Genomic DNA, 13963 nt, shown 5'->3' on the forward strand with positions numbered 1-13963 from the left:
CGTTCTCCGATGACCTCCGCGGGTTCGCCGCGGCGATGGCCGCCGCCGATCAGGCGGTCGCTGGTCTCCGTGCACCGCAGGGCTCGTCTGCTGGGGGGCGGCGATGAATCCGCTGCTCAGTGCGGAGCAGGCGGTGCTCGGCGCCGTCCTGCTCGAACCGGGCCAGCTGGCGCACCTGGAGTGGCTCGCGCCGGATCACTTCCACCGTCCCGTCCACCGGGCACTGTTCACCGCGCTGCGCAAGCTCCGGGCCGATGCACATCCGGCGCTGACGGTCGAGGAAGTGGTGCCGCTGTCGTGGGTGACCGACGCGGTGGACGAAGCAGGACGGCACGTTCGGGGCCTGACCGCGGCGTACGCTCACACCTTGATCCAGTCCTGCCCGCGTGCGGCACACGCTCCGGTGTACGGCCGCATGGTGCTGGAGGGTGCGATCCACCGCAGCATCACCCGGCACGCGGTCCGCCTGCATCAAGCTGCGCGGGCGGACGCTCTGCAGGGCGAAGTCGAGCAAGCGCTGCACTACGCGGACGTTCTGGCCGGGGTCCTCAGCGATCTCGCACGGCGTTGGGGAACCGAACCGCGCCCCGTCGCGCCGCCGGCCACCGCCCCCGCCGCGCCGGTGTCCTTTCGGGCGGACCAGGTGGCCGAGGACGAACGGTTCCTGCTGGCCGTCCTCGCTGAGCAGCCGCGGGCCATGGACCAGGTGGTGGACTGGCTGCGGCCGGGCGACTTCGCCGACCCGGCCCACGGACAGCTCTACCGCTGCCTCGGCGCGCTGCACCACCGGGGCGAACCCATCGACCGGCTCACCCTGCTCTGGGAAGCCCAGCGGCGCGGACTACTGGCCGACAGCACGCTGTCCGGCGACCAGCTCACCGCCATCTGCGAGGGCATGGGCCCAGGTGACGCCGCATGGTTCGGCGAACAGGTCCTACGTGCCTCGGTCACCCGCACCGCAGCCTCCTCCGCGCGCGCCATCCGGGCCCTGGCCGAGAACGAGGCCCTGGCCCCGGGGCGGCTGATCAACCACGCCCTGCACGCGCTCGGCCCGCTCGACGAAGTACGTATCCGCTGGCAGACCGCGAACGGCCACCCAGCTCCGAGCGCTAGGGCCCCCGCACCCTCGTCGAACGCGCCGCCCCCCGCGCGGGTGCACGCCGCGCTCACCCGCAGCACACCACGTTCAGCCTCGCCGCCCTCAGCCAGGCCCGGCTCCGCACTCAACCCTGCCGCCGCCCGCTCGCCCTCTCGCGGCCACGGCTGAAGCCCCTCTGTTCGTCGCTCGCCTCCATCGGAAAGACACCGTGCACGACACCCCCACCTCCGACGCCGTGGCCCTACGTGCCATGGCCTCGGCCTTCGAGGCCCAGCGTGGCCAGCTCCCGGTTCCCGAAGATCCCCACCGCGCGCCCGACCTCGTTGCTGTCGCCATGCAGATCGGCGAACTCGGCAAGCTGATCACCGAGCTGGGTGACGAGGTCCTCTTCCGCGCCGCCGACCAGGACCAGAGCGTCCGCACTGACCGGGTCAGCAGCAGCTTTGCCGCTGCTGTGCGACCTGCAGGCGAGGCGGCATCCGCTCTCGGAGATGTGGCAGCCCAGCTCTCCTTCCTCGACGCGACCAAGCACCTCCGCGACCAGCCCGATGCCCGGGATGCTCGACAAGCCGCGGCACGGGTGATCGACGAGGCGCTCGACACGGCGACGACGGTGCTCCGCGAGGCGGCCGACTCCCTTCACGCCGCGTCGGCCACGGTGTCGCCTCCGGCCATACGGGCACAGACGGCTCGCCGCCGATCAACGGCCCCCGTCCCCGCTGCCGGGTCACTGCCCCAACCCGGCACTCCGGCGGCACCAGCGCAGCCCGGCCGCATCGCGCGGGGCCAGTGACATGCAGACGAATACGTCACGCTCGCCGTTGATCGGCTCGCTCTGTTCGGGATACGGCGGGCTGGACCTCGGCGTGCAGGGCGCCCTCGGCGGCACGCTGGCCTGGCACGCAGAGATCAACCCCGATGCCTCGCGCATCCTGGCCCGGCACTGGCCCGGGGTGCCCAACCTGGGCGACATCACGACTATCGACTGGTCCTCCGTTCCGCGGGTGTGCGTCCTGACGGCGGGCTTCCCCTGTCAAAGACGTCTCGGTTGCCGGCCGTCGTGCCGGACTGAACGCCCACACCCGCTCCGGGCTGTGGCTGCACGTCGCCCGTGCGGTCGAAGCCCTCCGCCCCTGCCTGGTGGTGATCGAAAATGTCCGAGGACTCCTCACCGCACCCGCCGGCTCCCCTGGCGACGTGGAGTTCTGCCCGTGGTGTCTGGGAGACAATCCAACCGAGCCTCCTCTGCGAGCACTTGGTGCCGTACTCGGCTCCCTGGCCGACCTCGGGTACGACACGCGGTGGCGCGTGCTTCGCGCCTCTGACGTCGGAGCCCCGCATCGTCGCGAGCGCACCTTCCTCACTGCCTGGCCCGCCGACCACTCTGCTCAAGACCCCGACCAGCAATCTCGGGAAGAACGGCGGTTCCCAGCACCCCTCGAAGCGGAAGTCGGGGGGACACGGTCCGAACTTGGCCGACGAGGTGGAGTGGCTGCTGCCGACTCCCACGGCGTCGGACGGCACCAAGGGCTCGCCCAACCAGCGGCACGGCAACGGCGACTTGACCCTGGCGAGTGCGGCAGCGTCACTGCTGCCCACCCAGAGGGGCAGTGGCAGCGACGCTCCTGCTCGTCGGTCGGGCAGGGGTTGGCGTCCCCCCTCGTCGGCGGCGGTCCTGCCGCTCTGGACGCACTCGTCCCCGGAATCCGGCACGCAGGCGAGCGATGGGGCGCATACGCGGGCGCCATCAACCGATGGGAGACGCTGACCCGTCCCGCACCGGCGCCCACCGACGCGGCCGGACGACTTCGTGCCGACTTCGTGGAGTGGATGCAGGGCCTTGAGGCCGGCTGGGTCACCGCCACCCCAGGGCTCGGACGTCCGGCTCAGCTCACCGCCCTCGGCAACGGTGTAGTCCCCCAACAGGCCGCTCGTGCATTGCAGTTGCTGGCACCGCCCTTCCCGCGCTGCCATCGCTGCGTGGGCGGGTAGCGCTCCATTAGCCGGATTTTCCGGCCGGGCCAAACCGCGGTTTCTCCGGATCCTCTCGGGCATGTCGCCGTCTCACAGATGGAGCACGCCCCGATGTCCGACACCAACCCGACCACCACCGGCCCCGAGCCATTCCGCGTCTGCGACGGGGACCTCGATGACCTCGCCAGCAACCTCGCCAAGACCATGGCCGAGGTCAGGCAGCACGGCGTCATCCTCGACCGCCTCGGCTCCGAACCCGATCCCACCCCTGCTGCCGGCCAGCAGACGGACGGAGTTACGGAAGCCGAGGTGGCCGACCCCGAGCAGGCCGACGGCCCCGCCTCGGTGTTCATCCTCGCCCTGGGCGGCGAGGCATACGCCGTCGAACTCGCCGCCCTCAGCGACTGGGTGAACTACCTCTTCCTCCCGGTCTACGGCCGGGAGATCAGCACCACCCGTCCGTGGTGCGCGCAGTGGCACGAGCACCCCGAGGCCGTGGCCCGGCTGCACGCGCTCTGGCTCGCGTGGCAGCAGTTCACCGATGTTGAGGCCGGCCTGTCCGGGCCTTCGACCTGGCACCGTGACCACCTGGACCAGACGCTGGTGCACCTGCGTGCCCCCGACGGGCCCTTCGCGGCCTGCACGACGAGCGCGACCCGGCCCAACCACCGCGTGCTGGCCACCCCGGCGCCCGAGCAGTCGGGGGTGGCGGCGTGAACGACGACCTCGACTTCGACCTCGGTGAACTCGCGCCCGCCGATTCCGCCACCGAAGAGACGGTGGAGATGGTGTCGATCGGTGACCTGTCAGTGCTGTCCCAGCATCACACCGCTCCCTACGGCTCCCACAGCTTCGTCCTCGCCCACGACCGGTCGGTCACGTGGGGGATACCTGGCGCACCACAGCTTGTTGCGATCGCGGTCGCGCGGGATCTCAGCGTTTCCACATTCACTATGGAGACGAGCTACCACGCCACGCTTCCCTTCGCCCAGAACTGGCTGGTCGAACGCGGCTGTCCGCCCGAGCGAATCGCCCTGGTCGGCGACGAATTCGCGAAGCCCGCCGACGACCTCACTGTCCAGGTCGAACAGCAGATCCGGAAGTCGGGCACTCGCTACGAGGTCCTCGACACTTACACCTCGGACGTTGATCTGTGCGAGACGTGGACGCTGACCCGTGACTCCAGTGCCGTCCAGACTCCGGTTCGCGTCTTCCACGAAGAGTGGGACCACGAGGCCGGCACGTACACGATGCGCGAGGGCGCCTTCGCCAACGTCGGTGCCGCCCAGACCTGGCTGGACGACCGCAACGGTCCGCTGCCGGAACCGCCGGAGTACAGCGATGACAACGGTGCTGTCGTCCGGGCTCGTATCGCCCGTATCGCCCTCGCCCGCTCGGCCGATGTCGCCGCGATGCAGAAAGCCATCCGCGACGCCCCGTGCACGCCACCGCCGGGGCCGGTTCAGCGTCCGGTGCAGGGGAGGCTGCTGTGAGCCGCGCTCGCTTCGCCTTCGCCGCGCACCCCGACGCCATCGCCGACCTACGGGAACTCCCCGATGAAGTCCGCGACTTGGCGCTGTTGGAGCTGCAGAACCTGGTCCACGGAAGTGACGACTGCCTGCCGTTGAAGGGTCGCCTCGCCGGCTTCCACAAGGTCTACGTCGACCCGTCCGTTTCCTACCGGATGGTCATCCAGTTCCGTCCGGCCCCGCCCACCTCGAACCACCAGCGGGAGATCTACCTCGTCGCCGTCGGCAGCCGTAAGGACTACGCGGTCTACCGCTCGGCCCACCTCCGCACCGCCCCAAGCCTGGAGACCGAGACAGCCTCCATCGAGGCACGGGTGCAGGCCGCTCGCTCCCGCTCCCCCCGCACGGTCGACCAGCCGACAGCCCTCCCGCCAAACCCTCCGGCAACAGTCCAACTCACCTCCCCCGCCGCTCGAAAGGCTCCCCAGCGATGACCGCCGACCGCACCCGTACCGAACTCGCCAGCCTGCTCACCGAGGCAGCGCACAGCGTCTCCGGGATCCTCACCGCCGAATACCCCACCGCCGCCAACCGCTCCTACCTGCGCCCCGTACTGGGCGCGCTGTCCGCCGGACCCCAGGTGATCTGCGAATTGAACGACCGGTTCGAATCAGTCATCGCAGCCGAGCCACTCCCCGGCACGCCGGCGGGTCTGTTCACCCTGGCCTCCTACGCCTCGGCGTTGGGATGGCTCACTGAGTCCCTCGCCGAGCTGACCGCCTCGGTCGATCAGATCTGCACACGAGTGGACATCCCCACCGCCCCGGCCAGTGCAGAGCAGGACAGCGAACTCGACGCCGGTTTCAGCGCCGAGGAGTTGGCGGAGATTCGCACCGCCGCGGAGGACTCAGGCCTCGCGCCGCGCGACTACGTCGCGGTGCTCGCCGAGTCCCTGCTCGCAGCCACCCGGATCACCGAAGCCTGCATGGAGATCTCCAGCGGCCTCATCGAAGACGCCGCCTACGTCCTCGGCAACGCGACCGACACCGTCCGCACCGGTGACGGCCCCGACAGCCTGCCCACCCTGGTCCGTTCGCTGCTTGCCCGGATGGAGACGGCCGGATGAACCCTCACGATCCGACCGAGCGGCCAGGCGCCCACCTCGTTGCCGAGGCGCCCGGTGACCGCATACCAGCACCCTCTCTCCCCTCTCACGGAGTTCGTCCCCATGTCCACCACCGCGCAGCTCTCCACCGCCTCGATCGGCAGGGTCGATGCCCAGCGTGTCCAGGACGCGCTCTCCCTGATGTCCCCGAAGTGGACCACCTGGGTGGCGCAGACTCTGGCCCAGCAACGCCGCCCCATGCGGGTGCGTGAGGTAGCCGCCCAGCTCCCGTTCCTCACGGAGCAGTTCGTCGGCAAGCGGCTGGCCACGATGCGTGCTGACGGGCTGGTCATCCGGGCCGAGAACAGTCTTGGGGCTCCCTACCAACTCAGCGCATTCGGCGCGTCGATGTCGCCGGTGCACCGTGCCCTGTCGGATTGGTCCCGCGCCCACCTGTCGGTGGGCACGGTGGCCGGAGCCGAGCGCGTCGAAGACGCCGTGCGGCGTCTGCACCTGCGGCACACGACCGCAATGATCCAGATTCTCGACTCGGGTGGGCCCACGCGGTTTGTCTCCATCGCCGAGGAGGCCGGCCTCGACTACGGGCACACCAGGCAGCGGCTCATGCGGCTTCAGGCCGACGGCCTGGTCACTCGTACCGGGCCGCGCCACGGCGACCCCTACGTCCTGACCGATGCCGGGCGGGCGCTGGGTCCGGTCTACGCAGCCGTCGAGCGCTGGAGCAACCCCAGCATCGCGCAGAAGCTCTCACCACCCCGGCCCTCCGTTGCGGCGGCTTCCATTACTCGCAGCGGCGTTCCGCTGAAGTCGGACGGCATCCGGACCGCGGCCGCGCTGCGTCGGAGCACCGCCGCGCCGAGCGCTCTCTTCAGCCACGCACCGCAGCCGCAACCGCGGGTGCCGACCGCCGTCACCGCCCAGTCAGCCCCCACCCGGGGCCGGTGATCCGCGTGGCGCTGAGAACCAGCCCCGTCTCCCCGTTGCCCCAGCGCCCGCGTGCAGTCCGGCATTCCGATTCCGCCTCGCACGCGGGCGCATTCACCCTGCTACTTCACCGGAGTCTCGACCATGAACGCCCAGCAGCCCTACGAAGAGGTGCTGGTCAGTCCTCTTTATCTGGCTGGCTCCGACGGGACCGGAACCGCTGGCTTCGCCCCCGTCGCCCACTGGCCGCACCACTACCTGGACGAGGGCCCCTGCCAGCTCCTCGTCACCTCCCCCGACCAGCGAATCCGCATCGGCTGGTTCGGCGACGACTTCGAGCTGTGGAAGATCTCCGCAGCCGAGGAGGCCGTCTCCTCCCCTCGCTGGACGGCGACCTTCAATCACGTCACCCCGGCCGAGATCGTCGCCGGGCTCACCACTTCTCTGGCCCGCGACTACGCCGAAGCCGACGCCTACGACGGCAACGGGCGCTTCCTGGCTCGCCCGTCGTTGTACTGGGCTGACGCCATGCGGCCGCTGACCGACGCCGGCTGGGTCCGCGACGGCGGGGCCGAGCGCGGCACGGTCGAGATCATCTCCCCCGACGGGCAAGCCGGTGCTCTGATCGACAACCGCCGCTCGGGCTGGGACGACGAAACCGTCACGCTGTGGGCCGGTCCACCGGGCTGGGGCACGCGCGCGGAGGCGATCTTCACCGCCGGCACACCGTCCCACCTGATCGCCGCGACAGCAGCGGCCATGGCCGATTCAGCCCCGGTGATCCGTGAGCGGCATCAGATCCATCACCGCATGGAACAGCTGGTCACCCTCACCCCCGCCGAACCGCCCGCTCCACAGACCCCTCAGGCTCCGACCCCGCTGGACGTGCGCCGCGTCGCCATCACCCAGGCCGTCCACCGCGCGGCACAAGCCCCGCGAACACCCGCCGATCTCCGCGTCTCGGCCGCCCGCAGCCGCACCACCAATCCGGCACAGAACCAGTCCCGCACCCCAGGTCACTTCCCCGGGGCCAGGCCGCCAGCCAGCCCGTCGGCCTCGCATCGCCGCCGCTGACCCCCACCCTCCGGGCTCTCCGGGGCATCCCCCTTCAGCCAAAGCACCTCCGAATGCCAGGAGTTCACCCATGCCCGACGCCACCGCACTCGAACAGGCCACAGCCATGATCGAGAAAGCCTGGGGGCGCCCCATCGAAGCGCTCGAATCCCTCGCGGTCCGTCGCCCCAGCGACGACACGCTCCTGTGCTCCGCCATGCACATCCGCTCGGCCCTCGTCATCACCGACAGTGCCGTGGCCGTGCAACAGGATCGCCTGCACGCCCTGACCCGGCCCGGCCATGTGCCGGCCTTCTACGACCTGGAACGGATCACCAGCTCAGCGGCCGACCTTCGCGTCGCCCAAGCCGAGAGCCGCACGTTCCTGCAGGCAATCAGCCACGTACTCGAAGCCCGCGAAGCCGCCGAGACCGCGGACCGAGCCCCGGCAGTCCGGCTGGCCCAGGCCGCCGTCGCCCGCTCCGGGCACGCTCCACGGCCCCTGGGCCAGTCGCCCGATCAGCCCGCTCCTTCGGCCGCTGTCGGCCCGGCGGTGGCCAGTGCGGGGCCACACCGCTGATCGGTCAGGTGTGGTCATCGCCTCGGTGGGCATCCCCGATGCGGGAGTCCACCAGGCGGGCCAACTCCTCCACGGTCAGTTCGATGCGACGCCCATCCGCGATCCGGTCCTCCACCCCTGGCCCCTCGTCCCACCACCGGTCAGACTGCGCGCCGACAGCCCACTGGCCGTCGACGACCATCGCAATGTCGCCCACCGTCCACCGTCGTCCAGCGGCACGGATCTTGCGCTCCAGCCCGGCTCCGTCCCAGTGTCTGCTCGGCTCCGCCACCCCTGCCCCCTCTTCAGTCCCGTGCGACCCGTTGCCGCAACCCGGTTACGACAACCGCGTCCGCCGATCCATTCCCCTTGCCTTGAACCTGTCCGCTGTCGCCTGCCGGTTCGCCCACGGCAGACGTCGCTCCGCGGGAAACGACTACGTACTTCGGCACACCGCATGTCAACGTACGAGTGTTGGGAAAAACCGCAGGTCAACGAAGGGACCGTCGAAACATGAACGCCTCCGCCACCCTCCTGCCCGCCGTCGTCCACCCGGCCGTGGAAGACCGTCACTGGCTCTCCTCCGACCACTGCGCGGGCCCGGTGCTCGACCTCCTCCACTCCCTCGGCTGGGCCATCGTCGACACCCCCGAGGCCAACGTCCACGCGACCAGCCCGGACGGCCGCGTCTACGTCGGCTGGCTCCCCGAAGACACCGCCGCCTGGAAGCGCGGCATCGTCTGGCAGGTCCGAGTCCAGCCCACCGAAGGCGCCCCGTGGGTCCAGGAGTTCGGCCCCCACACTCCCTCCGAGGCCGTCGCCGGATTCCTCGCCGCGCTCATCGCCACCCCCAGCCGCTAACCGCACTACCGACACCCGTCCCGGAAGGAACCCGTGCCATATCGCGCCCCGCTCACCAACCATGACGCCGACGGCACCCTCTGCCCGGCAGATCACAAACACACCAGCTCCGGCAAACCACTCCACCCCGACTGCCCCGGCCGCACATACACACAGGCCAGCTGCTCATGCGGCAGCTGGGAGATGAAGCAGCCCGGCAAGGGCTACGTCAACGAAAGCCGCAAACGGCACCTCGCCAGCCACACCCCGGAACCGACGGGCCTTCGCGAAAGTCCCTGACGCTCCACCGCCAGTTCCCCCTGCCTTCCCGTACCGCTCTCGGAGGTTCCCGTGCCCCACTACCTGACCGTCGGCCACCTGCTCCGCCAGCTCCAGGGCCTCGACCAGGACCTGCCAATTCGCCTCGCCATCAACCCTGACTTCCCCTTCACCCACTACCTGGGGGCAGATGTCGTCGTCCGGGACGGCACGGCGTTCATCGCCGACGACGGCCAGGAGGACTACCTCCCGCCCGCGGTCAGCAATGCCCTCGCCTGGGCCTGACACCTCCCACCACCACGCCTCGGAGGCTCCCATCCCGCCGCGATCCCGATCTTCACACGCGCTTCCCCTACAGTGCGTAGCCGTACGGCCCATGCCGAGCGCCGTACGCGGCGCGCTGGTCCAGCGGGTCTCCGCCCGGCCCGACGGACCGCTCGACGTCACCTGGCTCGCCGCCGATACGGCGAGACTCCCTCGCGGCCGCATTCTCCTTCGCTGGGAGCCGGCCTCCTCCGGAGGCTGGGACATCACCGCTCACCTTGGCCTGGCCACCACCGACGTACATCTCGCCTCCTGGCCTGCCGCCACGGACGACTGGCCACGCCTGATCCGCCCGACCATCCACGAGGTGCTCGGCCTGAGCGTCGCCCTCGCGGTCGCCACCGCCGCCCTCGACCTCTCGAATCACCTCGCCCAGGTCTGACCGATACCGCAAAAGGCCGCCCCACGCCGCTCCGGCAACGGGCGGCCTTGCCGTACGCCCAGCCGCGCCTTGCCTAGACCAGTGGCTCTGCAGGAACCCCAAGAGAGCGGCCCCGCCAAGCAGTCCCCGCAGCGGCTAAGACCGTGTCCTACACGGTCTAAGGGCATCGGCAGAGAGACTACGTCGCGCAAGCGCCAACGCCTTGGGCCAGCGGATCTGCAAACATGACGCCATGCCAGATCTGCACCCTGACGCGTCCAAGGGGCTACGGGCACCCCTCCCCACTCTCATACTCGACACGTGCGTGGTAACCACGCTGCCGTGGAACAGCACGATCTGGGAGCTGTTCCGCGCTGTTCGTACTGCCGGGCTTCAGCGGATAGCCATTCCCGAGATGGTCCTTATGGAACTGCTCGCCCAGCGAAGCCGAGAGTACGACTCGGCGTGCAAGAAGGCGTATGCGGCTCACGAGGCGTTGTGGAAGCTCCAGTTCGTAGAGAACGAGGCGTTCCATCACTTTCCCGCCGTCTATAGCCCGCAGGACTACCTGAAGCGGTGGGAGGAGATCTACCGAACGACCCTGGAAGTCCTGCCCCTAAGCCGTGAGGCCGCCGTTGAAGGCCTCCGCCGCGAGGCCTACCGGCTGCGGCCGGCCCGGGCGAACGGGAAGGGGGCCGTGGGCAGCAGAGACGCGGCCATCTGGATGACCGTCCTGGAACAAGCGAAGGGCGACTCCTCCGGTTCAGTCTGCTTCGTCAGCAAAAACACCGATGACTTCGGCCCGAACGGGATCCTGTACCCGGACATGGCCGAGGAAGTGAAGCTCGCGGGCCTGGATGTCGAATACCTCACCAGTCTCGACGAAGCGCTGAACCGGATCAGCCGCCGCGAAGTCCTTTCTCACGACGACCCGGACCTGACCGAACGGCTCTCTTCCCTCGTAGCGGCGAACGTTTTCACGGCGTCCATCTACAACGGCCTGGTGGGGCAGTCGGTGGCCGGCGCGGCAGTCGATTTTGACGACGAGGACCCCTTCGCCGAATGGGAGACCCATTGGGAAGCCTTGACGATCCGTATGCTCTATTCGATGGACTGGCGTGACGAGGTTGCGTACTCCACCGGGACGACCACGGCCGAGCCGGTTCGGACCCTGGCCGCTACCTTGAGCCTCTTCGTCGGCGGCGAAGCGCAGCGTTGGACGCAGCGCATGGGGACTGGTGCCCCCGAGCCCGTGGCCTTCGCCATCGACGTCAGGATCCTGATGGGCCCCCACTCCGTCAGCGTCGCTTCGGTCAGCGACCCTAGGCCCTTCACCAGCACGGAGGAGGCTACGGCCTCCGCCGCGGCAGCAGCTTTGCTGTCATCCGATTGGGGAACCCCACCTCTCCACCTCTTTGAACAGCAGGAAGAGCTGTAGGCCGCCTCCTGTTCCGCCAGCTCTGATGCCCAGGGTCCGTGCGAGCGACCCCTGGTGTCGACAACGAGGGCCGCCAACGTTGCCTTGCATCGGAGCGGACAGGTAGCTGTCGGCTTCGCGGACCGGTGTCGGTGTGCAGGGCCTGGACGGCGGCCGTGCCGAACCGGTCCCCCGCGATGGTCTGGTCCGGCAGGCTTAAGCGCCGGGAAACACCCAACATCCCAGCGCTCTTTCCCCCCGGAACGCCTCAGGCCCGTCGTCGGCAACGCCTTGACAGCCGGTCATCCATCGGCTTCGACGGACGCCTCATAGGCCCACGCGCTGCCGGTCTGCCGATACTCCTCGACGGGGATCGGGGTGACACCTTTCCGCATACGGACGGAGTACAGCCGACCTTCGAGGTGATCAATCTCGTGCTGGACGAGGCGGGCCAGGCCGCGCTCGTAGACCGTGGTCACGGTGTCCCCGTCGAGGTTGCTGGTCTCGACGGTGATCCGCCGGGGGCGGGGCACCAGGCCGCGCACGTCGAAAAAGCTGAGGCAGCCTTCGTAATGCTCATCCGTCTCGTCGGATGCCTCGACAATGCGCGCGTTGAGCAGGACGATCGCGCCGACGCCGGGCTCGGGGGGCTGCACGACGGCGGCAGCGCGGCCGATGCCGATCTGGGGGGCGGCGATGCCCATGCCCTTCGCGAACGTGTGGACCCCGGCCACGCGCTCCATGGAGGCGAAGAGGCTCTCCATTGCACGCTCAGCGGCTTCTCGTTCGGCAGGGAGGTCGAAGGGACGGGTCGGTTCGGCGAGGATCGGGGCGCCCTCCTGGACGACGCCGAGGTTCCGCATCTGCTCGCTGGGCCGAACTTCTCTCACCTGAACCCCTGTTCCTGGACTTGCCGTTCGGGCACTGGCACCCTGACGCGCCACTCCAGACGATAGCGAGGGTGCAGGACCGGCTCCCCGGTCGGCCAGGAGAAACCGTGCCCCCGTCTCGCTCACGCCTGGTGGGCGCGGTGCGCAGCGGGGATGCCTCGGCAGTCATGGACGTCTCGGTGCCCCACACGGGAACTCACCCAGGCCCGGTGCCGGAGATCGGCGCAGCTGAGGTCCCGGCAGATCTTCCTCAGAGCCCATATCGACCTCAACCGCTCCATGGGCGTGATGGTCAGGAGGACTTGAGGGCGGCGATGTGCCGTGCGCGCTCTTCAAGTTCACGTACGCCGGTAACACGGCGGTAGGTGGGGAGTGCCTTGAGCATGGTCTGGAGGTGTTGGTCGCCTCGGGCTGAGGAGATCGTCAGGTGTTCGTCGAGGAAGACGCCCCAGGTGGCGCAGGCGGCTTCGACGTGTCGCATGCGCAGCTGGCGTTCGGCGATCACGCCGAGGCAGTGCAGGCGCCCTTGGCGCTCCAGTGGGGAGCGGGCGGCGTTCGAGCGGCGCAGGGAGGTGATGGAGCCGGCCTGGTCTCCGAGGTGCCAGCGGACGTGTGCTTCGTGGAAGTGGAAGGCGGCGGTGTCGTAGCCGCCCACGGCGTCCCGTCGGTTGTCGGCGCGGGAGAGCGCTGTCTCAGTCTCGCGTAGCCGGTTGACGGCTGTGTGCCGGTCGCCGGTCATCGCGGCGGCTGCGGCTTGCTGGCCGCGGAGGAACGCCACCAGGCGGGGGCCTGCGGCGGGTGCGGCCTCGGCTGCGGCGTCGGCGAGTTCCAGGCCCTTGGCTCCGTGACCGAGGTGGGTGGCTTGCAGGCTCATCCCGCGCAGCGTGCGGCAGTAGGTGACGTGGTCGTTAGCGGCGGCGGCGAGTTTGAGAGCACGTAGGTAGTACCTCTGCCCGAGGCCCTGCTGGTCCTCATACATCGCCATCCAGCCGGTGAGGTAGACCATGTCGGCGATGGCCGCTTTCATCTCGCGCACGACCTGGTTGGGTCCGCTTGCGCGCAGGTAGCGGCCGCCGCTGTTCGCCAGGAACGCGGCGGCCATCGGCCGGGCGTGGCCCGCGCCGACCTGGTCGAGGATGTCGGCGACCTTGTCGGTCATGGTGCGGACGGTGTCGACGTCGGGCCGGCCGATGTGCACCGTCCGGCCGGCGGTCACTGCTTCCACTCGCTCGTCGACTTCGTCCTCGAACCGTGGCACGGCCAACGCGGCGGCGTACATGCCGGTTTTCAGGACGCCGCGGCGTGAGGGGTCCATGTCTGCTCGGCTCAGGTCGATCACGTCCCCCACCACGTCGTACCCGTCGGCCGGCTCGGTCGGCCAGCCGATCTCCGTGCACGTTACGGGGCGTGCGAGCAGTCGCGAGAGTGCCTCGGTGATGGCCGGGCGCGCTTCTGGCTTCGGTACGGATCCGGCGAGCCAGTGGGACACGCTCGTCTTGTCGTAGTGCAGTTGGACTCCCAGCTCGCGTCCGATCACGTTGACCTTGCGTGCGAGCTGGGCGTTTCCGATACCTCCCGCCTGCATTAGGGCTGCAAGAGCTGTGTTCGGTGTTCGTGGCCGCCGTGTCATGGATGACCCCCGAGTGCG

General features: G+C 69.5%; 17 protein-coding genes and 1 pseudogene. 15 read left to right on the forward strand and 3 right to left on the reverse strand.

Annotation, left to right across the window (positions count from 1 at the left end; all coding sequences use genetic code 11):
- Positions 1 to 103 precede the first annotated feature (103 nt).
- From OIB37_RS11075 to OIB37_RS11125, 11 genes and pseudogenes are all read left to right on the forward strand, one after another.
- Positions 104 to 1267: a DnaB-like helicase N-terminal domain-containing protein gene (locus tag OIB37_RS11075; protein ID WP_330457394.1), complete on the forward strand. Its 1164-nt coding sequence runs from the start codon at positions 104 to 106 to the stop codon at positions 1265 to 1267.
- A gap of 40 nt (positions 1268 to 1307) precedes the next feature.
- Entirely contained in the window at positions 1308 to 1892 is a 585-nt protein-coding gene (locus OIB37_RS11080; RefSeq protein ID WP_330457395.1) for a hypothetical protein, read from the forward strand.
- Position 1893: 1 nt separating this feature from the next.
- Positions 1894 to 2067, forward strand: a pseudogene (locus OIB37_RS11085) (hypothetical protein); the annotation flags it as partial.
- Between the two features lie 100 nt (positions 2068 to 2167).
- Positions 2168 to 3091 (forward strand): DNA cytosine methyltransferase, encoded by a 924-nt coding sequence (locus tag OIB37_RS11090; protein ID WP_330461819.1) that lies wholly within the window; start codon positions 2168 to 2170, stop codon positions 3089 to 3091.
- Between the two features lie 93 nt (positions 3092 to 3184).
- On the forward strand, positions 3185 to 3790 hold the full coding sequence (locus OIB37_RS11095) for a DUF4913 domain-containing protein (protein ID WP_330457396.1): 606 nt from the start codon (positions 3185 to 3187) through the stop codon (positions 3788 to 3790).
- Positions 3787 to 4566: a glycosyl hydrolase gene (locus OIB37_RS11100; RefSeq protein ID WP_330457397.1), complete on the forward strand. Its 780-nt coding sequence runs from the start codon at positions 3787 to 3789 to the stop codon at positions 4564 to 4566. Before OIB37_RS11095 ends, OIB37_RS11100 begins: the two co-directional genes overlap by 4 nt.
- Positions 4563 to 5036, forward strand: a complete 474-nt coding sequence (locus OIB37_RS11105; RefSeq protein ID WP_330457398.1) for a hypothetical protein — start codon at positions 4563 to 4565, stop codon at positions 5034 to 5036. Before OIB37_RS11100 ends, OIB37_RS11105 begins: the two co-directional genes overlap by 4 nt.
- Positions 5033 to 5668 carry a hypothetical protein gene (locus OIB37_RS11110; protein ID WP_330457399.1) on the forward strand — a complete coding sequence of 212 codons (636 nt, stop codon included), beginning with the start codon at positions 5033 to 5035 and terminating at the stop codon, positions 5666 to 5668. The genes OIB37_RS11105 and OIB37_RS11110 overlap by 4 nt, the downstream gene beginning before the upstream one ends.
- A 102-nt stretch (positions 5669 to 5770) precedes the next feature.
- Positions 5771 to 6613 carry a winged helix-turn-helix transcriptional regulator gene (locus OIB37_RS11115; RefSeq protein ID WP_330457400.1) on the forward strand — a complete coding sequence of 281 codons (843 nt, stop codon included), beginning with the start codon at positions 5771 to 5773 and terminating at the stop codon, positions 6611 to 6613.
- 123 nt (positions 6614 to 6736) lie between these two features.
- A complete protein-coding gene (locus OIB37_RS11120) occupies positions 6737 to 7666 on the forward strand; it encodes a DUF317 domain-containing protein (protein WP_330457401.1) in 930 nt (309 codons plus the stop codon).
- A gap of 70 nt (positions 7667 to 7736) precedes the next feature.
- Positions 7737 to 8225: a hypothetical protein gene (locus OIB37_RS11125; RefSeq protein ID WP_330457402.1), complete on the forward strand. Its 489-nt coding sequence runs from the start codon at positions 7737 to 7739 to the stop codon at positions 8223 to 8225.
- A 4-nt stretch (positions 8226 to 8229) separates the two neighbouring features.
- Here OIB37_RS11125 and OIB37_RS11130 read toward each other — a convergent pair whose 3' ends face one another.
- Positions 8230 to 8421, reverse strand: a complete 192-nt coding sequence (locus tag OIB37_RS11130) for a hypothetical protein (protein WP_330457403.1) — start codon at positions 8419 to 8421, stop codon at positions 8230 to 8232.
- 296 nt (positions 8422 to 8717) lie between these two features.
- Between OIB37_RS11130 and OIB37_RS11135 the strand changes: the two genes are divergently transcribed.
- From OIB37_RS11135 to OIB37_RS11150, 4 genes are all read left to right on the forward strand, one after another.
- Positions 8718 to 9065, forward strand: coding sequence for a DUF317 domain-containing protein (locus OIB37_RS11135; RefSeq protein ID WP_330457404.1), 348 nt, complete (start codon positions 8718 to 8720; stop codon positions 9063 to 9065).
- A 330-nt stretch (positions 9066 to 9395) separates the two neighbouring features.
- Positions 9396 to 9608, forward strand: a complete 213-nt coding sequence (locus tag OIB37_RS11140) for a hypothetical protein (protein WP_330457405.1) — start codon at positions 9396 to 9398, stop codon at positions 9606 to 9608.
- 91 nt (positions 9609 to 9699) lie between these two features.
- Complete coding sequence (locus tag OIB37_RS11145) at positions 9700 to 10029, forward strand: esterase (RefSeq protein WP_330457406.1); 330 nt, start codon at positions 9700 to 9702, stop codon at positions 10027 to 10029.
- A 232-nt stretch (positions 10030 to 10261) separates the two neighbouring features.
- On the forward strand, positions 10262 to 11446 hold the full coding sequence (locus OIB37_RS11150; RefSeq protein WP_330457407.1) for a PIN domain-containing protein: 1185 nt from the start codon (positions 10262 to 10264) through the stop codon (positions 11444 to 11446).
- A gap of 281 nt (positions 11447 to 11727) precedes the next feature.
- Here the strand turns inward: OIB37_RS11150 and OIB37_RS11155 are convergent, their stop codons facing one another.
- Both OIB37_RS11155 and OIB37_RS11160 read right to left on the reverse strand, forming a co-directional pair.
- Positions 11728 to 12288 carry a peptide deformylase gene (locus tag OIB37_RS11155; protein WP_330457408.1) on the reverse strand — a complete coding sequence of 187 codons (561 nt, stop codon included), beginning with the start codon at positions 12286 to 12288 and terminating at the stop codon, positions 11728 to 11730.
- Between the two features lie 319 nt (positions 12289 to 12607).
- Complete coding sequence (locus OIB37_RS11160; RefSeq protein WP_330457409.1) at positions 12608 to 13945, reverse strand: hypothetical protein; 1338 nt, start codon at positions 13943 to 13945, stop codon at positions 12608 to 12610.
- Between the last annotated feature and the right edge of the window lie 18 nt (positions 13946 to 13963).

This window comes from Streptomyces sp. NBC_00820 (assembly GCF_036347055.1).
In the GTDB taxonomy this organism is placed as follows: domain Bacteria; phylum Actinomycetota; class Actinomycetes; order Streptomycetales; family Streptomycetaceae; genus Streptomyces.